At 65.7% G+C, this 22,153-nt stretch carries 22 protein-coding genes; 14 read left to right on the top strand and 8 right to left on the bottom strand.

Annotation, left to right across the window (positions count from 1 at the left end; genetic code table 11):
• Positions 1–153 precede the first annotated feature (153 nt).
• Positions 154–1,347, bottom strand: a complete 1,194-nt coding sequence (locus E2484_RS23115; protein ID WP_137287556.1) for a S8 family peptidase — start codon at positions 1,345–1,347, stop codon at positions 154–156.
• A gap of 179 nt (positions 1,348–1,526) precedes the next feature.
• On the opposite strand from E2484_RS23115, the gene E2484_RS23110 reads away from it, so the two are divergent.
• Positions 1,527–2,282: a DUF2797 domain-containing protein gene (locus E2484_RS23110; RefSeq protein WP_137287555.1), complete on the top strand. Its 756-nt coding sequence runs from the start codon at positions 1,527–1,529 to the stop codon at positions 2,280–2,282.
• A 469-nt stretch (positions 2,283–2,751) separates the two neighbouring features.
• Here E2484_RS23110 and purM read toward each other — a convergent pair whose 3' ends face one another.
• Positions 2,752–3,741 (bottom strand): phosphoribosylformylglycinamidine cyclo-ligase, encoded by a 990-nt coding sequence (purM, locus tag E2484_RS23105; RefSeq protein ID WP_137287554.1) that lies wholly within the window; start codon positions 3,739–3,741, stop codon positions 2,752–2,754.
• A 112-nt stretch (positions 3,742–3,853) separates the two neighbouring features.
• Between purM and E2484_RS23100 the strand changes: the two genes are divergently transcribed.
• Positions 3,854–4,792 carry a mechanosensitive ion channel family protein gene (locus tag E2484_RS23100; protein WP_137287553.1) on the top strand — a complete coding sequence of 313 codons (939 nt, stop codon included), beginning with the start codon at positions 3,854–3,856 and terminating at the stop codon, positions 4,790–4,792.
• 25 nt (positions 4,793–4,817) lie between these two features.
• On the opposite strand, the gene E2484_RS23095 is transcribed toward E2484_RS23100, so the two are convergent.
• Positions 4,818–5,222 (bottom strand): universal stress protein, encoded by a 405-nt coding sequence (locus E2484_RS23095; protein ID WP_137287552.1) that lies wholly within the window; start codon positions 5,220–5,222, stop codon positions 4,818–4,820.
• A 27-nt stretch (positions 5,223–5,249) separates the two neighbouring features.
• Positions 5,250–6,635: a bifunctional metallophosphatase/5'-nucleotidase gene (locus E2484_RS23090; protein WP_137287551.1), complete on the bottom strand. Its 1,386-nt coding sequence runs from the start codon at positions 6,633–6,635 to the stop codon at positions 5,250–5,252.
• An 84-nt stretch (positions 6,636–6,719) separates the two neighbouring features.
• Here E2484_RS23090 and E2484_RS23085 point away from each other — a divergent pair, with 84 nt between their 5' ends.
• From E2484_RS23085 to E2484_RS23075, 3 genes are read left to right on the top strand one after another with little or no spacing between them, the layout of a single operon-like run.
• Positions 6,720–6,959 carry a DUF5816 domain-containing protein gene (locus E2484_RS23085; protein WP_137287550.1) on the top strand — a complete coding sequence of 80 codons (240 nt, stop codon included), beginning with the start codon at positions 6,720–6,722 and terminating at the stop codon, positions 6,957–6,959.
• 43 nt (positions 6,960–7,002) lie between these two features.
• The gene (locus E2484_RS23080; RefSeq protein ID WP_137287549.1) at positions 7,003–7,536 is read left to right on the top strand and encodes a hypothetical protein; all 534 of its coding nucleotides are present in this window, start codon (positions 7,003–7,005) and stop codon (positions 7,534–7,536) included.
• A gap of 44 nt (positions 7,537–7,580) precedes the next feature.
• Positions 7,581–7,901, top strand: coding sequence for a DUF7116 family protein (locus E2484_RS23075; protein WP_137287548.1), 321 nt, complete (start codon positions 7,581–7,583; stop codon positions 7,899–7,901).
• 65 nt (positions 7,902–7,966) lie between these two features.
• Here E2484_RS23075 and E2484_RS23070 read toward each other — a convergent pair whose 3' ends face one another.
• Entirely contained in the window at positions 7,967–9,157 is a 1,191-nt protein-coding gene (locus tag E2484_RS23070) for a pyridoxal-phosphate-dependent aminotransferase family protein (RefSeq protein ID WP_170977472.1), read from the bottom strand.
• 913 nt (positions 9,158–10,070) lie between these two features.
• Here E2484_RS23070 and E2484_RS23065 point away from each other — a divergent pair.
• From E2484_RS23065 to E2484_RS23040, 6 genes are all read left to right on the top strand, one after another.
• Positions 10,071–11,036 carry a metal-dependent hydrolase gene (locus E2484_RS23065; RefSeq protein ID WP_137287547.1) on the top strand — a complete coding sequence of 322 codons (966 nt, stop codon included), beginning with the start codon at positions 10,071–10,073 and terminating at the stop codon, positions 11,034–11,036.
• A gap of 296 nt (positions 11,037–11,332) precedes the next feature.
• Entirely contained in the window at positions 11,333–11,941 is a 609-nt protein-coding gene (locus E2484_RS23060) for a hypothetical protein (RefSeq protein ID WP_137287546.1), read from the top strand.
• Positions 11,938–12,591, top strand: coding sequence for a hypothetical protein (locus E2484_RS23055; protein ID WP_137287545.1), 654 nt, complete (start codon positions 11,938–11,940; stop codon positions 12,589–12,591). The genes E2484_RS23060 and E2484_RS23055 overlap by 4 nt, the downstream gene beginning before the upstream one ends.
• A 93-nt stretch (positions 12,592–12,684) precedes the next feature.
• Positions 12,685–12,894 carry a dodecin gene (locus tag E2484_RS23050; protein WP_137287621.1) on the top strand — a complete coding sequence of 70 codons (210 nt, stop codon included), beginning with the start codon at positions 12,685–12,687 and terminating at the stop codon, positions 12,892–12,894.
• A gap of 202 nt (positions 12,895–13,096) precedes the next feature.
• Complete coding sequence (locus E2484_RS23045; protein WP_137287544.1) at positions 13,097–13,465, top strand: HesB/IscA family protein; 369 nt, start codon at positions 13,097–13,099, stop codon at positions 13,463–13,465.
• A 171-nt stretch (positions 13,466–13,636) separates the two neighbouring features.
• Positions 13,637–15,019 carry a hemolysin family protein gene (locus E2484_RS23040; protein WP_137287620.1) on the top strand — a complete coding sequence of 461 codons (1,383 nt, stop codon included), beginning with the start codon at positions 13,637–13,639 and terminating at the stop codon, positions 15,017–15,019.
• 15 nt (positions 15,020–15,034) lie between these two features.
• Here E2484_RS23040 and hisD read toward each other — a convergent pair whose 3' ends face one another.
• From hisD to E2484_RS23025, 3 genes are all read right to left on the bottom strand, one after another.
• Complete coding sequence (gene hisD / locus E2484_RS23035; protein ID WP_137287543.1) at positions 15,035–16,309, bottom strand: histidinol dehydrogenase; 1,275 nt, start codon at positions 16,307–16,309, stop codon at positions 15,035–15,037.
• A 166-nt stretch (positions 16,310–16,475) separates the two neighbouring features.
• Positions 16,476–16,817, bottom strand: a complete 342-nt coding sequence (locus E2484_RS23030) for a hypothetical protein (RefSeq protein WP_137287542.1) — start codon at positions 16,815–16,817, stop codon at positions 16,476–16,478.
• A complete protein-coding gene (locus E2484_RS23025; RefSeq protein WP_137287541.1) occupies positions 16,814–19,192 on the bottom strand; it encodes a penicillin acylase family protein in 2,379 nt (792 codons plus the stop codon). The genes E2484_RS23030 and E2484_RS23025 overlap by 4 nt, the downstream gene beginning before the upstream one ends.
• 203 nt (positions 19,193–19,395) lie before the next feature.
• Between E2484_RS23025 and E2484_RS25315 the strand changes: the two genes are divergently transcribed.
• Genes E2484_RS25315 through E2484_RS23015 form a run of 3 tightly spaced genes read left to right on the top strand, consistent with a single transcriptional unit; the run spans position 19,396 to position 21,860 of the window.
• Entirely contained in the window at positions 19,396–19,533 is a 138-nt protein-coding gene (locus E2484_RS25315) for a hypothetical protein (protein ID WP_170977462.1), read from the top strand.
• Entirely contained in the window at positions 19,523–21,214 is a 1,692-nt protein-coding gene (locus tag E2484_RS23020; RefSeq protein WP_137287540.1) for a sodium/proline symporter, read from the top strand. Before E2484_RS25315 ends, E2484_RS23020 begins: the two co-directional genes overlap by 11 nt.
• Entirely contained in the window at positions 21,207–21,860 is a 654-nt protein-coding gene (locus E2484_RS23015; protein WP_321113016.1) for a hypothetical protein, read from the top strand. Before E2484_RS23020 ends, E2484_RS23015 begins: the two co-directional genes overlap by 8 nt.
• The last annotated feature ends 293 nt before the right edge of the window (positions 21,861–22,153 follow it).

Here is a 22,153-nt window from a genome sequence, read left to right as displayed (position 1 = left end):
AATATAGACTTCAATTCTTCACCTGAAGTAGAATTTAAATAGGGGGTGCACGGAGTGAGCAGGTACCCGAAACCGCGACGAGCGGAAGACTGGAAACCCGCCGAAAAATAGGATACCGACTGGAAAAACGGGGTGCAACTGCTGATGTAGCGATTACGTGCTATCGCTGGAGTCGTAGCCGAGCGCCGCGGCGGCGTCGAGCAGACCCGAGCCGGACTCGTTGCTGGTAAGACCGATGTCCTCGGCCGTGGACTTCAGCTGGCTCCGGGCATCGCCGTTGGTGTAGCCGTTCGACATCAGCTGACCGCCCGCACCCGAAACGTGCGGACAGGCCATCGAGGTGCCCGAGAAGGTGTCGTAGCCGCCGGGCACGGTCGAGTAGATGTCGGTACCGGGCGCGGCGATCTCGACTTCCGGACCCTGCGAGGAGAAGTCCGAGAGGCTGTCGTCGCTCGCCGTCGAACTGACCGCCATCACTTCGCTGTAGGCGGCGGGGTAGCCCACACAGTCGGTACAGGAACCATCGTTGCCCGCCGCGGCGACGAGCAGCACGCCGTTGTCAGTGGCGTACTGGACCGCGTCCTTGAGCGCCGAGGAACCCGAGTCGCCGCCGAGCGAGAGTGACCCGACGTCCCAGCCCTGGTCGGCGACGTACTCGATGCCCGCCGCGATGTCCGAGTAGGTACCGCTGCCACCACAGTCCAGCACCTTGACGGCGTGGAGGGTGGCTTCCGTCGAGACGCCTACCACACCCTCGCTGTTGTTCACGGCGTCGGCGATACCGGCGCAGTGGGTACCGTGGTCGTTGTCGTCGGACCACTCGTAATTACACGAGTTACTGTTGCCCGAGAACGAACAGCTACCGGTCCAGCCACCGGTACCACAGGAGACGAAGGCCTTGCCCTCGCCGAGGTTGTTCTGGAGGTCGGGGTGGTCGTCGTCAATGCCCGTGTCGATGATGGCGACGTCCGCGCCGTTGCCGGTCTCGCCGTTCGCGTGGAGGACTTCCGCATCCACGCGGTCGACACCCCACGGCAGGGTCTGGGCGAGTGCCTGCATCGTCCCGTTCTGCTCGACGTATCGGACGTTCGGATTCTGTTCGAGACTCGTGGCTGCCTGCTTGGGCATCTTGGCGGTCACGATGTCGAGAGAGTCGAACTCCCGAACGACCTCGCTCGCCTCGGCAACCGCCGCGTCCCGGCCGCGCTGGGACGAGAAACCGACGTTGACTTCGACCGTATCGCTGGGCTTTGCCGCCGCCAGACCGCTTCCCGCCGCGGTCGCGACAGACGCGCCAGCTACTTTGAGCACGTTACGCCGTGACACACCTTCGTTGCTGTCTCGCATACATCACACGAATAAAACCCCCACAGCAATAAAATGTTTCTAGTATTATAGAGAAATAAAAGGAGTTAGCTTGCGGAAGTCGAGTGGAAAACTCGCGTTCGCGCGTCTTTCCTTCGATTTGGTTTCGGGACGACGTGACGAACGGCACGCCTTTAGGAACCGAACCCGTAGCCGCGAGCGTGCAAATCGTCGGGTACGAGACCGAAAGCGACGAGCGCCACCCCGCGATACTCGTCGCCGACGCGGGGACAGTGGACCGAGAGCCGCTGGAAACTGGCCGGAGCCTCGGCTACTCGCTCGGCGAACGTCGGTGTGCCGGAACGCTCGATGGGACGATTCACTACGACTGCCAACACGAGCGTGCGCCCTACTGTGACCAACATACCAGCACGTGGGTCTGCGCCCGGTGTACCGGCACCTGTCTCAAGGACGAGATGGACTGCTACGACGACCACGCCATCTACCTCGCGGCGTTCGCACCCGCGACGTTCAAGGTCGGCGTGACCCGCGAGTGGCGACTCCCGACCCGCCTGCGCGAGCAAGGCGCGGACCGGGCGGCCCACCTCCGAACGGTCGAGAACGGCCGCGTCGCCCGCGAAATCGAGGCTCAGATAGCCGAGGAGTTCACCGACCGCGTGCGCGTGCCTGCGAAGATTTCGGGTATCCATCGAGACGTGGACGTCGAGCGGTGGCGCGCGACCCTCGCAGAGTTCGACCCAATCGAGACCTTCGACTTCGACTACGGACTCGAACTGGACGCCGCGCCGGTCCCAGAAACCGTGCTGACCGGCGAGATTCTGGGAGTACAGGGCCGGGTGCTGGTGCTGGAGCGCGGCGGGACCACCTATGCGGTGGACCTGCGGGAGTTGGTCGGCTACGAAATTCGAGAGGAACAATCGGATAGGGAGTTGCAGTCGAGTCTGGCGGCGTTCTAGGGCGGGTTTTGGAGACTGGGAAGTCAAGTGATTGGAGCGTCTGTCGAGTTATTCGGAGTGAAAACGAGTAGGAGCTAACTTCGGGCTCGAGCAAAGGAGTCACCGCACAGCACCGCGAGAGCCTCGAACCTCCCCGACCACTTGCGGTCCTCGGCCGTCGGCTTGCGGTCCTCGTCCACCGGAAGACAACCCTCGTCTTCCGAGTCTGCGGTCACGTCCGTTCCCGACGACCCCGCGCGGTTGAGCGCCGCGCTAGTAGTGGCGCGCCACCACGCGCCAGATGGTTCGTCGGGCTTAGAGACATACGTAGATATGTTAAACATATATTTATAATATTATACAAATTATATGGGTTGCTAGAGGAGCAAAGAATCGAGATTATCACCTACCCGGAACCACCTCGGCCACCGGCCGAGACTTAATAAACAAGACCGGGACCAACCAATAGCGTGCCGACCGAACCGACCGCTCAGTTCAGTTCCAGTCCGCGAATCGCCACCGCGTCGCCCTCCCGCACTTCGCCGATGACGCGGCCGTCCGTCTCTGCCGCGAGCGACCCGGCGTCGTCCTCGGGGAGCGCGACCACGAAGCCGGTGCCCATGTTGAACGTCCGGTGCATCTCCTCGTCGCCGACGCTGCCCTCGCTCTGCACGAATTCGAAGACCGGTTGGGCGTCGAACGGGTCGGTAATCTCGTACCGGTGGTCGCCCATCCGCGAGAGATTGGTCCATCCGCCGCCCGTGACGTGGGCCGCGGCGTGGACCTCGCGTTCGCGGAGGTGGTCGAGTAGGTAGGTGTAGATGCGCGTGGGTTCCAGCAGGACCTCGCCGATCGACCGTTCTGCGTCGGTCCCGTCGGCGTCGAGCGGGAAGGGGTCGACGTAGTCGTGATTGCGAGTCGCGGCCTCCCGAGCGAGGGTGAGACCGTTCGAGTGGATGCCGCTGGAGCGGAACCCGACCAGCGCGTCGCCGACCTCGGCCTCGCCGGGGAAGACGGCGTCCTTCGGCGTGAGTCCGACGCACGCGCCCGCGAGATCCAACCCCTTGATGACCTCGGGCATCACCGCGGTCTCGCCGCCGACCAGCGCCACACCGGCCTCCTCCGCCCCGCGCGAGAGACCCTCGCCGACCTGCTCGGAGAACTCCTCGCTGGGTTCGTCCACTGCGAGGTAGTCGACGAAGGCGACGGGTTCGACGCCCGACGCCACGAGGTCGTTGGCGTTCATGGCGATGCAGTCGATGCCGACGGTGGAGTAGTCGCCGAGAGCCTCGGCCACGAGCAGTTTCGTCCCCACGCCGTCGGTCGCCAGCGCGAGGTAGCGGTCGCCGATGTCGAGCAGGCCCGCGTACTCGCTCTCGTCGATGTCGCCGACTGCGCCGACCAGTGCCGAGGTGGCAGCCTCGCTGGCCTCGATGTCCACCCCTGCGTCCGCGTAGGTGAGTTCCTCGTCGTCGCTCATGGTCGAACCGGCGCGACGCGCGAGTAAAGTTCCACCGTTTGCGTTCGGACTCCGAGAGGGATTCGCCGAACGAACCCCTAACGTTTTGCCAACCGCGGGAAAGGTTGCTTTCATGGTCGGTGTCGTGGACGTACTCGACGAAGCGGTCCGAACCTTCCGGAGCCTGCCGGGAGCTAATTTCATCACGGCCACGCTGATACTCGTGGTCGCGTGGTACGGCAGTCAACTCCTCATCCGGTTTCTCGGCCGCCCCGTCGCGCGCCGGTTCCAGCGGCCGAGTCTGACCAAGACCGTCCTCGGCGGGATTCGAGCCATCGTGATGGTCCTCGCGGCCTCGGTCGCCGCCAGCCAACTCGGGTTCAAGCCTGGGGACATCCTGCTGTCGGTCACCGTCTTCTCCGCCGTCCTCGGTCTGGTCCTCGCGCCCATCATCGGGAGCGTCATCAACGGCCTGTTCCTGCTGGCCGACCAGCCGTACGAAATCGGCGACATGATAGAACTCGTGGACCGCGGCAAGCGAGGCTACGTCGAGGACATCACGCTCCGGTACACCAAGATTTTCACCCTCGAAAACACCTTCCTCGTGATTCCCAACTCCAACATGCGCGACCGGGACGTCATCAACTACTCGGCGGAAGACACCCGGTCTCGGCTCTCGCTCGAACTCCTCGTGACCTACGAGGGCGACGTGGACGAGGCCCGCGCCATCATGGAGCGGGCGGCCCGCGAGACCCAGGAGGTGGTGGAGGGCGGTCCCGACATCCGAATCGGGAGCGCGCGCTACCCCTCCGCTCCCGTCTCGTACATCAAGGACTTCGCCGACCACGGCGTCCTGCTGGACCTCCGTTACTGGGTCAAAGACCCCTACTACATGCCCCGGGTCCAGTCGAAGATTCAGGAACGGGTCTGGAGCGAACTCGCCGACGCCGACGTGGAAATCGCGTACCCCCACCAGCATCACGTGTTCGACGAGACCAGCGGCACCGCCCGCGTCGAAGTCGAAGACGCCGAACGCCAGCCACGCCCCGAGGAGTTCGACACGCCGGACTGAGCGTCCGCAGCGCGTCTCCAGCGAACTACTCGTTTCCGACCGTGATTATTTCGGCGTCGAGCTTTCCCCGAAGATACCCCTCGATGTCCGGGTCGGAGGTCAGTTTTCGGAGCATGCGCCGCCAGCGTCCGGCCTGCTTGTGGCCGATGACCGCCACGTCGGCCTCCTCGGCCGCGACCTCTTCGAGGATGGTCTCCTCGACCAGGAACCCTTCGCGGACGACGTACCGGGCGCGATTCACCCGGCCGAACTCGGCTTCGACCGCGCGCTTGAGTTCCGCGCGCGACACCTCCCGACCCTGCTGATAGAGATTGACGTGCAGGACGGTCAGCGCCGCGCGGCGCTCCTCGGCGACGCGAATCGCCTCTGCGAGCGTTCGTTTGGAGTGGTCGGTCAGCGGGTAGCGGACCGGAACGACGACGCGAGTCACGTCTCGGACGAAGTCGTCCTGACTCTTTTACCTCTCGGTCGTCTGCTCATGCGCTCGGATATCGACTATCCGTCTCTCGATTTCGGGGGTGACTCCCGTCTCGCGAGCGTATTCGACCAGCACCTCGTACTGGATTCCGGCCACCGAGATCCGGTGGTCCTCCCGGAGCGAGGGGAACTCGTCGTCGGTGTGGAGGACGTAGTCCGACAGCGCGACCGAGTACGTCCGGTCGGGGTCGATGGGGTCGCCGCCGACCCGAACCGACTCGACCGCGTGCGTCTCGGAGTCCCACGCGACTCGCGCGCCGCTGACGTGCGCGTGCCACCAACCCGACTCCGCGAACCCGAGGTCCGGACTGGCCGCCCACTCGAAGGCGGCCCGAAGTTCCGCGCCCGAGACTTCCGCGACGGCCACCTGTTCCTCGAACGGCGTGACGCTCACGAGGTCGGCGGCCGTGACCTCACCCGCCACGGCGTCGCCGGTCCGGACCCCACCGCTGTTCTGGAGTCCAACGTCCGCGCCCGTCTCCCATCGGTAGGCGTCGGCCACGAGGTTGCCGAGTCTACACTCGCCGCCGAACAGCGTGGACTCGGCCCGGTCGATGGGTTCCTCGACGGTGGCGACCACGTCGTTCAGGCCTGTCTCGGCGAGTCGGTCGCGCATGGCCTCGGCGACTCCCTCGTGGACCGGCGCGTCGGCGACTCGGTGGCGAGTCACGTCGCCAGCGAGGTCCACCTCCACGACCACCGACCCACCGTCGCCGGGTCGGGTGAGCAGGGTGCCGTCGATTCGGTCCCTGCGCTCGGTCGGGACGTGGCCGCCGAGGATGGCGTCGGCTTCGACTTCCCGGGCGAGTTGCTCGTCGCCCCGTCCGAGGTGCGAGAGGACGACCGCGTAGTCCGTATCGAGGTCCGCGAGCGCGTCGCGGGCCGCGGCGACGGGGTCGGTGAACTCGAGGGCCGTGGCGTCGGGGTTTATCGAGGCGGTTCGCTCTGTCGTGACGCCGACGAACCCGACGTCCGCGCCGTCGGTCTCCACGACGGTCGTGGCGACGACTCCGGCGTCCGTGGCGAATCGCTCTCCGCGTTCCCGGTCGCTCCAGACGTTGGCGCTGACCCATGTCTGCGGCGAGTCGGCGACGAGTCGGCGCAGCGAGTCGAACCCGTGGTCGAACTCGTGGTTGCCGAACGTCTCCACGTCGGGTTCGACCGCCTCGAAGAAGTCGAGGGCCTGCGCGCCGTCCTCGACCAGCGAGAGGACACCCGGCGAGGTGTTGTCGCCCGACCCCGCGAGAATCACCTCTTCGTCGCGTTCGTCGCGCAGTTTCCGGAGGAGTCCCGCGAGGCGACCGACGCGCTCGGGGGAGTCGTAGACGTTCTCCACGTCGGAGTAGTGGACGAGACGGGGAGCCATTTGTTCGGGGTTTCGAGGCGGAGGATTTGACTCCTTCGAGACCGACCGAGGATTCTAAACCCCTCGGGAGACTACTCGGAGGCGATGGACGCGACCACGACGACCGAGGGTCAGACGGTGTACGTCTCCCGCGAGGAGGGAGACACAGGCTCGAAAGGCCCCTTCTTCGTCGTCTACAGCGACGAGGACCACGAGAACCGATTCGGCTACCTCTGCGGAAACTGCGAGCGCGTCGACAACGCGATGGACACGATGGGTCGCATCGAGTGCAACGTCTGCGGAAACGTCCGGAAACCGACCGAGTGGGACGCGGCCCACGAGTGAGACGGCCACGCTACTTTTGCCCGGGATTCCCGAACGTCTCACCATGACCGAGATACGCGAGGAGGTGGTCGAGGAACTCGACAGCCACAGCGAGACGATAACGCTCCAGGAGTTCGTCAGAATCGTCGAGACCCATCACGGCGTAGCCGGACGCGGCGTCGACCGCGACCTACTGGCGGCGTACGCCGACGCGGTGTACTACGACGTGGACCTCGACGCGTTAGACGAGCGCACGACCGACAGCGACGAGTGGCGAGAAGGCGGCCGGTTCTACGAGGTCGGCGAGGGGCGACTCAGCGTCTACCCGCCAAGTTGGCACGAGACCATGGCCAGCACCGACGACATCCGTGACGTCATCGAACTCATTCAGAGCGAAGTCACCGAAGCCGAGGGCGACACGTGGCAAGCAGTCACCGAGGAGCGAGGCGTCCCCGAAGAGAAGGTGCTCCACGTCGGCGAAGTCGTCGCGGGCATCGACCGACAGGACGCCCGCGACCGAATCAAGGAGTTGCGCCAAAACGGCGACGTCGAGGAGTTCGCCTCTCAGCATCGGAACCCGTCCCTCCGACTCTCGTAATTCGCAAGAAAGTTTATTACCTGTTCCGTGGTAGCCTCACGTGGATGGCCACTGTTAGCACACCGCCCATCGATCAAGCCAAGACGATTTTTGCCGACTTGGGCTACACCGTCTCCGGCGACGGTGAAGAGTTCCGGGCCGAACGAAAGTGGCGAGTCGTCCGCGTCACTGCGGTAACTGATTCGGAGGAGACGCCGGACGACGGCGACCTCCGCTGTTTCGTTACGTGGAACGAGTACGCGTCGGAACTCCGTAACCAACTTCGACAGACCGACCCCGAGTACGAGTGGGCGATAATCGGCGTTCGAGACGGCGGCGACTACGAAGTCCTTCGTGCGCCACCGAGCGTACAGACCGCAGTTTGAGTTTCTGCGCCGGGCGGTCCGGCGCACCGTTTCGTTCGACTTTCTGCCCGCCGACCGATGGCGAGTTACTGCTCACCTAACTTCCGGGCACTCGCGGCGAGACCCGCTTCCACGTCCACGTCTGCGCCCTGCTCGGAGAGCGCGTCGCCGAGCGCAGCCATCAGGTACGAGACCGTCTCGGCGCGGGCCGAGTAACCCATGCAACCGATGCGGAAGATGTCGCCTTCCAGGTCGCCCAGGCCGGTAGCGATTTCGAGGTCGTACTGGTCTATCAGGTAGCCGGTCACGTCCGAGTCGGTGACGCCCGCGGGCACCCGGACGGCGTTGAGACTCGGGAGCCAGTAGTCGTCGGGCGCGTTCATCTCGAGTCCCATCGCCTCGACGCCCGCCTTGAGCGCGCCCGCCATCTCGCGGTGACGCTCCCAGCGGTCCTCGATGCTCTCCTCGGCGACGAGACGGAGGGCTTCCCGAAGCGCGTAGACGTTCGTGATGGGTGCGGTGTGGTGGTACGACCGTTCGTCTCCCCAGTAGCCTTCGAGCAGCGAGAGGTCGAGGTACCACGACCGGGCCTCCTCCTCGCGGGAGAGGACCTTCTCCATCGCGCGGTCGTTGAGCGTGAGCGGGGCCGCGCCCGGCGGGCACGAGAGGCACTTCTGCGGGCCGGAGTAGGCCACGTCGATGCCCCAGTCGTCCACCTTCAACTCGACGCCGCCCAGTGAAGTCACGGTGTCCGCAATGACGAGGGCGTCGTGGTCGTGGGCCACGTCGGTCAGTTCCGGGACCTGCGGCTGGAGGACGCCGGTACTCGTCTCGGCGTGGACGAAGCCGAACACGTCGGGTTGGTGTTCGTCCATCGCGTCGGCCACGTCGGCGGGGTCCAGCGGTTCGCCCCACGGGGCGTCGACGTGGACGACTTCGCCACCGGCGCGGGTCGCCATCTCCTCCATCCGGCCGCCGAAGTAGCCGTTGGTCGGGACAAGCATCGTGTCGCCCGGTTCGACGACGTTGCCGATGGCGGCCTCCATCGCGGCAGAACCGGTTCCGGACACCGGAATCGTCCACTGATTGTCGGTCCGGAAGGTGTACCGCAGGAGATCCTGGACCTCGTTCATGATTTCGATGAACGAGGGGTCGAGGTGGCCGACCAGCGGCGTACTCATCGCACGAAGCACTCGCGGGTGGACCTCGCTCGGTCCGGGACCCATGAGCGTTCTGTCCGGCGGTGTCAACTCGCCAACGTCCGGTTTCTCCACCATGTGACGTGGTATCTACCCGGGATGACTTAAAAAGTTCCACCCGAAGACGCGCGTTATTGGAGCGTTGTCGGCGTCCGGCGCAGTCGTAACGCGGCGTTGACCCACTCAGAGACTCTGGGTGACGGGGAAACACGCCGTTGGAGGGCCTGAACGGACGAAACGGTCGCACCGGTTTATTCCACTGTCCGACGAACGAGAGAACGCCCCGACGGACGCGACGGGGGCGCGTTCGACGGGCGAGAATTTCGAAAACGGCACGACCGGACCCGCGGGGACCACTACCGCGGGAGCGACCGACGGATGGCTGCGAGTGCGCGTACGAGGGCCGAACTAAACGGGGGAGGTTGGTTCGGCCCCGTACGGGCACAGTGCAACGCTCTAGAGACGAGGGGGCCAATCCACCGGTCGTTACCGCTTGCGCGGCGTCCCGAGCCGTCTTTTGCGACGGTTCCGGCGGGCGGCGATTCCGCCCCGCCGGACCGCATCGTTCTCAGGCTACGATAGCGCCGCTTCGGAAAGACATCTAAATTGACCCAATAGAATCCTATATCTACTTCTAATATACAAATTTATTCCTTTACAATATATGAATACACCTCCCCCCAGTATATAGATTTCCAGATGTACCACTCGATTCGACGTTCTACAGGACGCGCTCGGCGCAACGTACAACCGGAACCGCTCGTCGAATCGCCGACAGGGGGAACGAAAGGGGTCGTCCGGTCGCGGGGCTGCGTCCCCGCGACCGGGCGGGGGCTTTCGAAACCGACGTTTCGGATTTTACCGACTCCGACGTTGTAGACGAGTCAGAACGAGCCAACGTCGTCTCACATCCCGTCCCCGCCGTATCTGCTATTGAGAGCCGTTCTCAGGGGAAGAAGCTTATAGCTCCCGAGTGCCAACGATCGTATCCATGATGGTCGGGCACGCGATGTTGGCGTTTGCCGTCGCTACCGCCGTGACGGCGCGGTGGTGGTCCCGCGAGCGCGCGCTGACGTTCGGCATCGCTGCGGCCGCGTTCGCCGCGGTTCCCGACGTGGACATGCTCTATGCGGTGTTCGGACTGGTGCAGGTCGGCTTCGCTGGCGTCTGGACCATGACCGACGCGTTCTGGGAGAGTTCCCACGTCGTCCACCGGGCCGTGACCCACTCGCTCGTCGTCGGCGTAATCGCGGCGGTGGCCTTCGCCGCGAGCGTCGTCGACCGCGACCACGCCACCGGCAGGTGGTCGTGGCTCGTCGCCGCCTCGCTCGTGGCCGGACTCACCGCCGTCGCGTTCTTCGAGAGCGGCCTACTCGGCGGCATGGTCATGCTCGCGTTCCTCGTAGCCGGCGTCGGCGTCGCAGTCGTCGCTTCGCGCTCGACCGACCTCGGACCGCGCAAACTGCTCGCCGCGGCGCTTGTCGGTCTTCTCAGCCATCCGTTCGGCGACGTGTTCACGGGCGGACCGCCACAGTTTCTCTACCCGTTGGACTTCCAGCTTCTGACCGAGCGCGTCGTCCTCCTGTCGGACCCGACGCTCAACCTGCTGGCGGTCTTCGGCGTCGAACTAGCGACGATTTGGCTCGCGGGGTCCGTCTACCTCCACGCCACTGACAGACGGATTCTCTCGCACGTGGACACGCGCGCGGCGTTCGGAGTCGCCTACGCCATCGCGGCGGTGGCGATGCCCGCGCCGACGATGGAGGTATCCTATCACTTCGTGTTCTCGATTCTGGCGGTCGCGGTGGTCGGCGTCGCGCCGAATCTGCTCCCCTCCCGGTCGGTGCTGTCGGCGGAGTGGGGCGACGCCGTGACGTGGGTGATGACTGGCCTCTCGGCCGTCAGCATCGCCGCGCTGACCTACACGCTGGTCTACGTGCTCTCTCCGTTCCCGTGAACCGTTCTGTGACGGAGACTTCGATTCCGTGACGGAGCAGACGACGTGAGGCTAGCTACTGCTCGAACCGCCGAGTTCCAGCGCCGCACCGCACGACGCTGTACTGCACCGCACGACGCTACACTGCAACTGCACCGATGGCACTGTACCGCCATCGCACCGACACAACACTACACCGCCACCGCACGGCAACCCCACCGCCTACCGCACTGCGCCCCCGTACCTCCATCGGGTCCCGTAATCGGTGTAGTTTCACTACCCGAACCTTTCTTATCCCCGGTTGTTTACGCCACGTCATGGCAAGTCGCGCGGGCAAACTCGACCGGGTCGTGGAAGACGAGCGCGTGAACGCCGGACTCGGATGGGCGTTGATCGCGTTTCTCGCGCTCGTGGCGGCCGAGGAGGTACTCGACGGTCATCTGCTGTGGGCCGGGTTCTCGACGTTCGTCGCGGCGCTGGCGCTGGTTCCGGCTATCTCCCACCGCGACTGGACCGTCATGCTCCCGTGGGAAGTGCTGGCCGTCTCGGCGCTTCCGATACTCGGTCGGGCGCTGGCGACACTGACGTACACCTCTCGGGTGACGACCTACCTCTCGGTGGCGGCGCTGGCGCTCGTCGTCGCCGTAGAGTTGCACGTCTTCACGCCCGTCGAGATGAATCACTGGTTCGCAGTGCTGTTCGTCGTCGTCGCCACGATAGCGACAGCGGGCATCTGGGCGGTCGTCCAGTGGCTCTCGGACCTCTATCTCGGCACGGCGTTCATCCACAGCGAGGAACGCCTCATGTGGGACTTCGTGGCCGCCACCGTCATCGGCGGCATGGCGGGCGTCGTCTTCGAGTGGTACTTCCGTCGGTTCGCACGCGTCGAGACCCGCCTCCCCGACCAACTCGGTGAGAACCTGTGAGAGTACGCGACCGTCTCGGAATCTCCGGGCGACGACAGAAGCAGGTGACTCGGGCGATGGAGTTGGGACTCGTCGTCATCCTCGCCATCGGTCTCTACGACGGTAACGTCGGCGTCGTGGTAAACTCGGCCATCGCGCTCGCCATCACGTTCCTCCCGGCGATCCTGGAGCGCGACTACGACATCCCGATGGACGCCGGACTCACGCTCTGGATTACGACCGCGGTGTTCCTCCACGCCCTCGGAACTATCGGGCCGTACCGCAATCCGACGCTCTGGTGGTGGGACCACGTGACCCACGCGCTCTCGTCGTCGTTGGTCGCGGCCATCGGCTACGCGACGACGCGCGCGCTCGACGAACACACAGAGGACGTCTACTTCCCGCCGCGGTTCACCTTCGTCTTCATCCTCCTGTTCGTCGTGGCGTTCGGCGTCGTCTGGGAGGTCATCGAGTTCGGAGTCGGCGGACTCGCCAGTCTACTCGGGAGCGACAAGATACTCACCCAGTTCGGACTCGACGACACGATGAAAGACCTCATGTTCGACACGGTCGGCGGCGTTCTCGTCGCGGTCTGGGGCACGGCCTACCTCTCGGACGTGGTCGGCGCGCTCACCGACCGCCTCGACGGGCGAACGCGCGGGGCCGACTGACCGCCAGGTGTCGAACAGGGTACGCGGGCATGTCGTCGAGTCAAGTGTTGGCCGGGTGGCTTTAAGCGTCTCTGCGTGGTACCGAAACGGGCCATGGTGTTCAAGAAGATAACCCTCATCGGTACGAGTAGCGAGAGCTTCGACGCCGCCGCGGACGACGCCATCGAACGCGCCGAGCAGACGCTCCAGAACGTCAAGTGGGTCGAGGTAGACGAACTCGGCGTAGAAGTCGCGAACGCTCCTGACCGCGAGTATCAGGCAGAGGTCACGGTGGCCTTCGAGTTAGAAGAACCGCAGAGCTAACGCTGGCCACTGCATTCTGTCGGGGCTCAGCCCTCTCGGGTTAGTCGGACTGGCGGTCCCCGGACTCGTTGTCGACGTCGGTCCGGGCGACCGCACGAGACGTCCGGGCGAGATTCGTTCCGGCTTCGCTTATAAACTCTCGCCCGAAGGCGTTCGCGTATCAGCGTCAGCATTAACACCTCGGACGCGAAACTATGTAGATATGAGTACCGACGCCGCATCCGACGCCGACCCAACGCCCGAAATCGAGGTGACGGAACACGCCGCCGACGAAGCCCTTGCTCTGCTCGAGGGCGAGGAGTTGGACACCGACATCGCGGGTCTCCGGCTGTTCGTCCAGCAGGGCGGTTGTGCGGGCCTCTCCTACGGGATGCGCTTCGACGAGGAACCGGAAGACGACGACACGGTGTACGAACACTACGGTCTCCGAGTGTTCGTGGATCCCGCCAGTATGAACTACATCGAGGGGAGCGTCGTGGATTACGAGGACGGCTTGCAGGGCGCGGGCTTCCACGTCGACAATCCGAACGTCGTCAGCGAGTGCGGGTGCGGCGAGAGCTTCCGGACGTAGGCCGCCGCGGTCGGGGGACCGAGTCGGGAGGGTCATTCTTATCACATCGAGAACGCTACGTGTGAGTATGATACGTCACGAAGCCGTCGCGCCCGTCGCGGATAGCACGGCGCGCGACGGTTCGTTCGAGTGGGGACAGCGAGGTTCGACCGGACCGCCGCGGAGGGCCGGATGGTAGACCTCGCGTTCTCGGTCGGACGAGTCCTGCTCGCGCTACTGCTGGTCGTGTTGAACGGCTTCTTCGTCGCCACGGAGTTCGCCTTCGTGCGAATCAGATCGACGACCGTCGAGACGCTCGTCGAGGAGGGGAAACCGGGCGCGAACACGCTACAGACGGCGATGGAGAGCCTCGACGACTACCTCGCGGTGACCCAGCTCGGCATCACTATCTCCTCGCTGGGCCTCGGGTGGATCGGCGAACCGGCGGTGGCGGCGCTCATCGAACCGGTTCTGGGGTCGCTGCTCCCGTCGAACCTCGTCCACCTCGTCGCCTTCGCGGTCGGATTCGGCTTCATCACGTTCCTCCACGTCGTCTTCGGCGAACTCGCGCCGAAGACGATAGCCATCGCGAGGGCCGAGCGCGTCTCGTTGCTGGCTGCGCCGCCGATGAAGTTCTTCTACTACCTGTTCATCCCCGGTATCGTCGTGTTCAACGGCACCGCGAACGCCTTCACGCGACTCATCGGCGTCCCGCCCGTGACCGAGAGCGAGGAGAGCCTCGAAGAGGAGGAACTCCTCATGGTGCTGACGCGCTCGGGTAGGCAGGGTCACATCGACAAGGACGAGGTCGACATGATAGAGCGCGTGTTCGACCTCGACGACGTCACCGTCCGCGAGGTCATGGTTCCGCGCCCGGACGTGGTGAGCGCACCCACGGACCTCTCGCTGTCGGATCTCCGCAAACTCATAATCGACGAGGGACACACGCGCTACCCCGTCGTGGAGGCCGACGACGCCGACCAAGTCGTCGGGTTCGTCGACGCGAAGGACGTCCTTCGGGCGGGCGAATCCGGCGACGAAGCGGGCGAGTCCACCACCGCCGGGGACCTCGCGCGCGACCTGCCCGTCGTTCCGGAGACCGGTCGGGTCAACGACCTCCTCGCCGAGTTTCAGGACGAGCAGAGCCAGATGGCCGCGGTCATCGACGAGTGGGGGTCGTTCGAGGGCATCGTGACGGTCGAAGACCTCGTGGAGGTAGTTGTCGGCGACATCCGCGACGAGTTCGACGTGGACCAGCGAGAACCGTCCATCGACCGGCGAAGCGACGGAACGTACACCGTGGACGGCGGCGTCGCCGTCTCGGACGTCAACGAGGCGCTGGACACCGACTTCGAGGTAGAGGACTTCGGCACCATCGGCGGCCTGGTGCTCGAACGACTCGGGCGTGCGCCGGAGGTCGGCGACCGTATCGAGACCGACGGCTATCGCCTCGACGTGGCAGAGGTCGACGGCGCTCGGATCTCCACGGTCGTCGTTCGAGAGAAAGACGAGCGGGGAGAAAGCAGCGAGGCGACGGAAGAAGGACACCGAGCGGAACCGCCGGAAGACGAGTAGTCGAGCGAAGCGGTCTCAGTCCTCGAATCGCTTCCGGACGCTCTCGGCGTGGGCTTCCAGTCCCTCGGCCTCGGCGAGGGTCGTAATCGTCTCCGAGAGGTCGCCCAGCGCCTCCCGGTCGAGTCGCTGGACCGTGGTCTCCCGCAGGAAGGTGTCCACCGACAGGCCGCCGGTGAGTTTCGCCAGTCCGGTGGTCGGCAGGACGTGGTTGGTCCCGCTGGCGTAATCGCCCGCCGCGACCGGTGTGTACGGACCGAGGAAGACGCTTCCGGCGCTGTCGATCCGGTCCAGGATCTCTTCGTCGTCGTCGGCCTGAATCGAGAGGTGTTCGGCGGCGTACTCCTCGGCGAACAGGACGGCCTCGCTCGGCGACCGGGCGAGGAAAACCCCGCTGTCGTCGCCGTCGAGCGCCTCCCGGGCGACGTCGGCGCGCTCGCGGTCGGCGACCTGCGACTCCACTTCGTCTGCGATCGCCTCGGCGGTCTCCTCGTCGTGGGTCACCGCCACGACCGACGCCTCGGAGTCGTGTTCGGCCTGCGCCACGAGGTCGGCCGCGGCGAACTCCGGGTTCGCCGTCTCGTCGGCTATCACCAGCACTTCGCTCGGCCCGGCGAGGAAGTCGATGGCCACGTCGCCCTGCACCTCGGCCTTGGCGGCCGTGACCCACTTGTTGCCGGGACCGACGATTTTCTGCACCCGGTCTATCTGCTCGGTGCCGTACGAGAGCGCGGCGACGGCCTGCGCACCGCCGACGTTGAACACGCGGTCCGCACCCGCGACGTGGATGGCCGCCAGCGTCACCGGGTTCATCTCCTCGGCGGGCGGGGTCGCCACCGCGACCTGTTCGACGCCCGCGACCTTCGCCGGAATCACGCCCATCAGCGCGCTGGAGGGGTAGGCCGCGGCCCCGCCGGGGACGTAGACGCCGACGCGTTCGAGCGGTCGGAAGCGCCGACCCAACTCGCGGCCGTCGGAGAACTCCCGGCGCCAGTCGTCGGGGAGTTGGGCCTCGTGGAACTCCCGGACGTTCTCGGCCGCTGTCTCGATGGCCTCGCGGACCTCGTCGTCTATCTCCTCGTAGGCGCGCTCGACCTCGTCGGTCACGTCGAGGTTACCGACCGAGACCCCGTCGAACTCCTCGCAGAACTCCCGGACGGCCACGTCGCCCTCCTCGCGGACGCGAGCGATGATGTCGCGCACGTCGTCGCGTACCGCCTCGATGCCAGCGTCGCGGTGGAAGAGCGCCTGCCGGTCGTCGGGCCGGAGGTCCGCCACGTTTCGCACGTTCATGGGGAGGAGTTCGGAGCGCGGGCGAAAAACGGTTTCCTTCCGGCGAAGGGTCGATTACTCGTCCTCCAAGTCTCGCCCGTCGGCTCCGAATGCATCCAGAAAGACGAGAAATCCTGCCTTCGAGAATCGAAATTCAGTGTCAAAGAATCGTAGATGTTTCCGAATCTCAGACCGCACCCCGAATCAGCGACCCGAGCGCCGACAGGCCGACCGGAATCCCGACACTCAAGTAGAGCAGTCGCCCCGTCGCGGCGTACTCTTCGAGTCCGCCGTTCGCGGCCACCAGTCCGGCGAAGACGGCCCACGCGAGCAGGCCGAACCCGATTCCCGCCGCGAGGCCGCGCTCGAGGTCCTTCGAGACCAGTCCGACCAGCAGACCTCCGAGGAGGAACCCGTACCAGTGGACCCACGCCGCGGCGAGTCCGACGGCGACTCCGGCCGCCAGTCCGAACCAGCGCGCTCGGTGGTCCGCTCGAATCTCCGTCAGCCACGCGCGAGCGACGCTCATCGGTCGCCCTCCCCGTCGGTGGTCTCGAACTCGATGGCGGTCTCTCCCCGAATTTCCCGGCTCATCGACTTGTACTTCCCGTCGGCCCAGAGTCGGAGTTGGTCGTCGTAGTGGTCCGAGAAGTACTCCCCGGAGTTGCCGCCCGGCAGGATGCAAACCGAATGCTCGCGGTCGGCCATCGGACAGACCATCCGCCAACTGCTCCCGACCGCAGACTCCTTCCGGTAGTTGTTCAGGGTGTAGGCCGACCCGTCGGTCGGATACGCGGGGTAGTTCAGGAACGACTGGTCGAAGGGGTGCGTGACGGTCTCGGTAGTGTTGTAGTCGCCGTAGGTCGCGCCCTCGTCGATTTCGCCGAGGGCGTTTTCGAGCGCCCGGGCCATCACCGCCTCGCGGCCCTCGTCGCCGAACCAGCGACTGTCCTCGGGCAGCGTCGCCAGCACCCAGTCGTTGGGGTAGTACTCCTCGCCGAGGTCCTCCGCGTCGAACTCGTCGGCGAACGTCTCCCGGCGGAACTGCTCGAACCACCGGACGAACAGGAGCGCGGCCCGCGAGTCCCGACTCATCCGGGCGTCCCAGTTCCGGAGCGTCTCGGTGGCATCTCCGAGTCCGTCGCGGCCTTCCGCGGCCGAAACCAGTTCTTCGAGCGACTGCTCGGCCCGGGCCGACTTCGCGTCGCGCTGGATTCGTCGCACGAACTGTGGGTCCATCGGCTTCTCCGACTCGGCGCGCTCGTCGAGCAGTTCGTAGAGCCGCTGACCCCGGTAGGGCGTGGCGTATCGCTCGCCGACGTAGTGTTCGGGGTCGTCCTCGATGCGCTGGTTCGCGGTGCCGAGGTAGTCCGGGTCGACGACGTGGGGTTTCTCCTCGAACGGAACGAACCCCTCCCACGACGAGACGCCGAAGGGTTCGAAGCCCTCCCACTCGGCCTCGCCCGCAGAGCCGTCGAAGACACGGGTGCCCCGGACCTCCTCGCCGTCTACCGTGCGAATCGGAATCTTCCCCGTCACGTAGTAGAGGGTGTTGCCCTCCCGGTCGGCGTAGACGACGTTCTGGGTCGGCAGGTCCATCTTCCGGGTCGCGTCAAGGAAGTCGTCCATCCCTTCGGACTGACTGTAGAGGTGGATGGCGCGCGAAGTCCTGGTCGCGGTGTGGCCGGTCCACGAGACGCCGACCTGCTGGCCCTCGCGTTCGAGGACCGGACCGTGGACAGTCTTCCGGACCGTAACCGTCCGGTCCTCGCCGTCGCTGACCTCGATGGTGCGCTCCTGGGTGTCGAACTCTCGCCACTCGCCCTCGTACCGATACCGGTCGCCCGAGTCGTCGGTCTCGTAGCTGTAGAAGTCGATAACGTCGGCCCCGGCGTTGGTGAACCCCCACGCGCCGGAATCGTTCTCTCCGATGACGACGAACGGGACGCCCGGAAAGGTCACGCCGCGAACGCTCACGTCGTCGGTCCGGAGGTTCGTCTCGTACCAGACGGGCGGAGCCATCAGCGAGAGGTGCGGGTCGTTGGCCACGATGGGGTGCCCGCTCTCGGTCTGGTCGCCGGAGACGACCCAACTGTTCGACCCGACGCCGGGCGGACGCTCGAACTCGCCGAGCCAGTCGAGCAGGTCGGCGTCCTCGAAGTTCCCCGAAGGGGTGACTCGCGTTCGGTCCGTAGCGCTACTCTCCTCCCGGATTATCGGCGCGTCGTGGTCCATCCGGGAGGGGTAGAGTCGTTCGACCGTCCCTTCGCCGAACGTCCGAGCCAGTAGTTCGCGCCGGAGCGTCCAGAAACTCCCAGTCAGCCCCCACGAAATCTGTTGCTCCATCAGCATCGTGTCGGCGGGGGTCCACGGGTCGGGTTCGTAGTCGAGCAGGCCGAATTCGAGCGGGAGGGCCTCCTGGTCTCGGCAGGCGTTGACGCCCTCGCAGAACGCCTCGACCGCCTCTCCGGTCGGCGTCTCCCCGAGGAGATCGAGGTTGGCCTCCGCGCCGCCAACGAAGTCCATCCGGACGTGGAACTCGTCGGAGTCGAGGGCCGCCTCGCCGACCACCTCCGAGAGTCGCCCGCGCATCACCCGGCGCTGGAGGTCCATCTGAAAGAGTCGGTCGGCGGCCTGCGCGTACCCCACCGCGAAGTAGAGCGCCTTCTCGTCTCGCGCCTCGCTCTCGACGTGGGCGGTCCCGTAGTCGTCGTAGCGTACCTCCGCTCGGCCGTAAGGACTCTCGACCTTCCGATTCGTCCGGTCGGTCGCGTCCCGCCACGCCGACCCCGAGAAGGGGGCGAACCGGTCCAGATACCCCCGGACCGGCGAGAGCGAACCCCCGACCGCTCCGCCGCCGACGATGGCGGCGACAAGAGCGCGTCGCGCGGAGTCGATGTCCATATTCGGATGTCACGTCGCTCACGTAAAACGACTGTTCCACGAGTCGTGAGTTGTCCGGCGTTGTTCCGGACGACGTTCCATGTAAAAATACGGTCGAAAACGTCTACAGACTGCGTTTGTATACTCTAGACGTCAAAAACAGGGGGCAGTTCCGAAAGGATAAAATACGATGTTTGATTAGGATTCCATCGTCAATGCCTGCCATGAGTACGATTGACTGGATCGGATTAGCCGGACCGTACGTCGTATTTTTCGTGTTGTTGATAGTGTACTACGTCTGGGAGGGCAAGCGCGAACAGCGCCTCCGCGAGCGCTACGACGAGGTGGACCATGCAGAGTAGCGGCATCGCGGGAGACGCCGGTATCTGGGTTCTCGGCACGTTCGGCGTCTACCTGCTGGCCCTGCTCGGCATCGGTCTCTACTCCTCGCAGTTCATGGACTCTGTGGGCGACTACGTCATCGGAGGCCGGGAGATCGGACCCGTAGTGACCGGGTTCTCCGAGCGCGCGTCCGAGATGAGCGGGTGGCTCACCCTCGGGGTGCCCGCCGACGCCTACGGCACCGGTATCATGGCGTTCCTCAACGGTCTCGGGATGATTCCCGCCGACCTGTTCGCGTGGGCGGGTATCGCCAAGCGCCTCCGGAAGTACACCGAACTCGTCCAGTCGGTGACGCTCCCGACGTTCTTCGCCACCCGACTCGGCGACGACACCGGCGCGGTCAAGGGTATCTCGGCCGTCGTCCTCATGCTGTTCGAGGGCGGCTACGTCGGTGCCCAAATCGTCGCGGCCGGGACCCTGCTCCAGATTCTGACCGGCATCGAACCGTGGGTCGGCATCGTGGTCGGCGGCGTCATCGTCATCGGCTACACCTTCCTCGGTGGATACTTCGCCGTGGCGTGGTCCGACTACTTCCAGGGGGCCATCATCCTCGGAGCGTTCATCCTCCTGCCCGTCATCGCGTTCACCAACATGGGCCTCCCGTTCGAGGAGGTGGCGTCCACCGCGGGGTCGTCGATGACCAGCATCACGGCCGGAACCGCTGGCTGGGCCGCCGTCTTCGGCGTCATCAGTTACGCCGCAATCGGTCTCGGAGTACCGGGGAATCCCCACATCATGGTTCGGTTCATGGGCATCGACCGGGTGAAGAACGTCCGCCTCGCGGCGCTCGTCGCCCAGTTGTTCATGTTCGTCGCGTACGTCGGCGCGGCGCTGGTCGGCCTGTACGCCATCGCCATGTTCGGTGACGGCGCTCTCGCCAACCCCGACAACGCGATGCCTCGCCTGACGCTCGACCTCCTGCCCGGCGCAGTCGCCGGCATCGTCCTCGCGGCGGCGCTCGCGGCGATGATGTCGAGCGCGGACTCACAACTCCTCGTCGCCACGAGCGCGGTCGTGGAGGACGTCTACCACGGCTTCATCAACGAAGACGCCACCGAGCAGGAACTGGTGAAGTACTCGCGGTACGTGACCTTCGGCCTCGGTGCCGCCAGCGTCGCGTTCGCGTACCTCGCCAAGAGCACGCCCATCTACACGCTCGTCCTCGACTACGCGTGGGGCGGTCTCGGGGCGGCCATCGGCCCGACGGTCATCGCCACGCTCTGGTGGAAGCGCGTGACCGCGAAGGGGTCGGCCGCCAGCATGGTGGTCGGCACGTCCACGATGATTCTGTGGACCCAACTCCCGACCGTCCTCGAAGCCGTCGGCATGATGCCCGCGGAGTCGGCCGCGTTCTGGTACGGTTTCGTCACCGTCTACGGCCTGTTCCCGGCGTTCATATTGTCGGCGACCACGCTGGTCGTCGTCTCGCTGCTCACCACGCCGCCGGGCGACGTCGACGACCACTTCGACGTGTTCGACAAGCCGCTGTCGGCGGTCATCTCCTCCTCGGAGGGCGACGGCGTGCCCGACTACGCCACCGACGGTGGAAGCGCCGCAGACACCTCGCCGAAGGTCGTGACCGAAGGCGACAACATCCGCGGCCACGTCGCCGCGTCGGGCTACTGGTCCGACGATGAGTGAGGTCGCCGACGCCACCGGCTTCGGGTCGGACGCCACCGACTCCGAATCCGACGCCGAGCGAGCGTCCGGACGCGAGCGCCCGGACGCGAGCGAGCGCACAGGCACGGGTGGACGTACAGACACGGGTGGGCGCACAGACGCGGACGAGCGACCGGACCCGAGCCAACACCCGATGGCCGGCCAACACCACGACGAGGTCGAACTCGCGGTGTTCCCGCCCGCGATCGCCCGCGAGGACGTGGAATCGACGGGCCGGGTCGGCGCGGTGGCCTACCCCTACCGGGTGTACGAGACCGAAGTCGAGGTGGACCGACCGCTGCTGTCACCCCGCCGGGACCGCCGAATCGTCAGCGTAGACTGCTCGCGGCGACTCGCGCTCCGGGCCGACACCGTCCCGGAGTTCGAGACCCGGACAATCGAGGACGCGCTGGTCCTGCCCAGCGAACTCGCGCCCGAGCAGGCCGACGAGAAGGCCCGCGACGCGGTGTTCAAGTGGACGCTCCGCACGTCGATACTCGGCGACGTCCCCGACGTGGAGTTCGCCCGGGTCGCCGACGCCTACAAGTTGTTCTGGCTGGCCGAGCGACCGGACGGAGACGTGATCATCGACAGCGTCAACGGAGACGAACGGCCACTGGACGGATAGAACGAGACGCGGGACTCGGCGACTACCGCAGGCCGTGGCCGTCTTCTCGACGGTCAGTCGGCTTCCGACTCATCTTCTCGGGACTGGCTGCCTTCGATGGACTCGTCGATGGTCTGCTGGTCGGCCGCCTCTCGGGGATGCGTATGGTACTCGCCGCGGACGAGGTCCGCACCGGTCGGGTCGAGTTGCTCGAACAGCCACGAGAAGGCGGGTTCGCCCTCGGGCGGGACCCAGAGCTTGCACCCCTCGGGGGTGGACGTGTTCGCCGCCGCCGAAGCGGTCGCCCTTCCGAC

The organism is Halorussus salinisoli (assembly GCA_005239435.1).
GTDB classification, from domain to species: domain Archaea; phylum Halobacteriota; class Halobacteria; order Halobacteriales; family Haladaptataceae; genus Halorussus; species Halorussus salinisoli.
Note: the sequence above shows the minus strand (reverse complement) of the source record. Positions and strands in the feature narration are given on the sequence as shown.

Bases quoted from the DNA above. Each gene is read 5' to 3' on its own strand.
- E2484_RS23030 (WP_137287542.1), bottom strand. From the start codon at position 16,817: ATGAGCGTCGCTCGCGCGTGGCTGACGGAGATTCGAGCGGACCACCGA.
- E2484_RS23045 (WP_137287544.1), top strand. From the start codon at position 13,097: ATGAGTACCGACGCCGCATCCGACGCCGACCCAACGCCCGAAATCGAG.
- E2484_RS23040 (WP_137287620.1), top strand. From the start codon at position 13,637: ATGGTAGACCTCGCGTTCTCGGTCGGACGAGTCCTGCTCGCGCTACTG.
- E2484_RS23015 (WP_321113016.1), top strand. From the start codon at position 21,207: ATGAGTGAGGTCGCCGACGCCACCGGCTTCGGGTCGGACGCCACCGAC.
- E2484_RS23050 (WP_137287621.1), top strand. From the start codon at position 12,685: ATGGTGTTCAAGAAGATAACCCTCATCGGTACGAGTAGCGAGAGCTTC.
- E2484_RS23020 (WP_137287540.1), top strand. From the start codon at position 19,523: ATGCAGAGTAGCGGCATCGCGGGAGACGCCGGTATCTGGGTTCTCGGC.
- purM (WP_137287554.1), bottom strand. From the start codon at position 3,741: ATGAGCGACGACGAGGAACTCACCTACGCGGACGCAGGGGTGGACATC.
- E2484_RS25315 (WP_170977462.1), top strand. From the start codon at position 19,396: ATGAGTACGATTGACTGGATCGGATTAGCCGGACCGTACGTCGTATTT.
- E2484_RS23025 (WP_137287541.1), bottom strand. From the start codon at position 19,192: ATGGACATCGACTCCGCGCGACGCGCTCTTGTCGCCGCCATCGTCGGC.
- E2484_RS23085 (WP_137287550.1), top strand. From the start codon at position 6,720: ATGGACGCGACCACGACGACCGAGGGTCAGACGGTGTACGTCTCCCGC.
- E2484_RS23070 (WP_170977472.1), bottom strand. From the start codon at position 9,157: ATGGTGGAGAAACCGGACGTTGGCGAGTTGACACCGCCGGACAGAACG.
- E2484_RS23100 (WP_137287553.1), top strand. From the start codon at position 3,854: ATGGTCGGTGTCGTGGACGTACTCGACGAAGCGGTCCGAACCTTCCGG.
- E2484_RS23065 (WP_137287547.1), top strand. From the start codon at position 10,071: ATGATGGTCGGGCACGCGATGTTGGCGTTTGCCGTCGCTACCGCCGTG.
- E2484_RS23075 (WP_137287548.1), top strand. From the start codon at position 7,581: ATGGCCACTGTTAGCACACCGCCCATCGATCAAGCCAAGACGATTTTT.
- E2484_RS23060 (WP_137287546.1), top strand. From the start codon at position 11,333: ATGGCAAGTCGCGCGGGCAAACTCGACCGGGTCGTGGAAGACGAGCGC.
- hisD (WP_137287543.1), bottom strand. From the start codon at position 16,309: ATGAACGTGCGAAACGTGGCGGACCTCCGGCCCGACGACCGGCAGGCG.
- E2484_RS23115 (WP_137287556.1), bottom strand. From the start codon at position 1,347: ATGCGAGACAGCAACGAAGGTGTGTCACGGCGTAACGTGCTCAAAGTA.
- E2484_RS23080 (WP_137287549.1), top strand. From the start codon at position 7,003: ATGACCGAGATACGCGAGGAGGTGGTCGAGGAACTCGACAGCCACAGC.
- E2484_RS23090 (WP_137287551.1), bottom strand. From the start codon at position 6,635: ATGGCTCCCCGTCTCGTCCACTACTCCGACGTGGAGAACGTCTACGAC.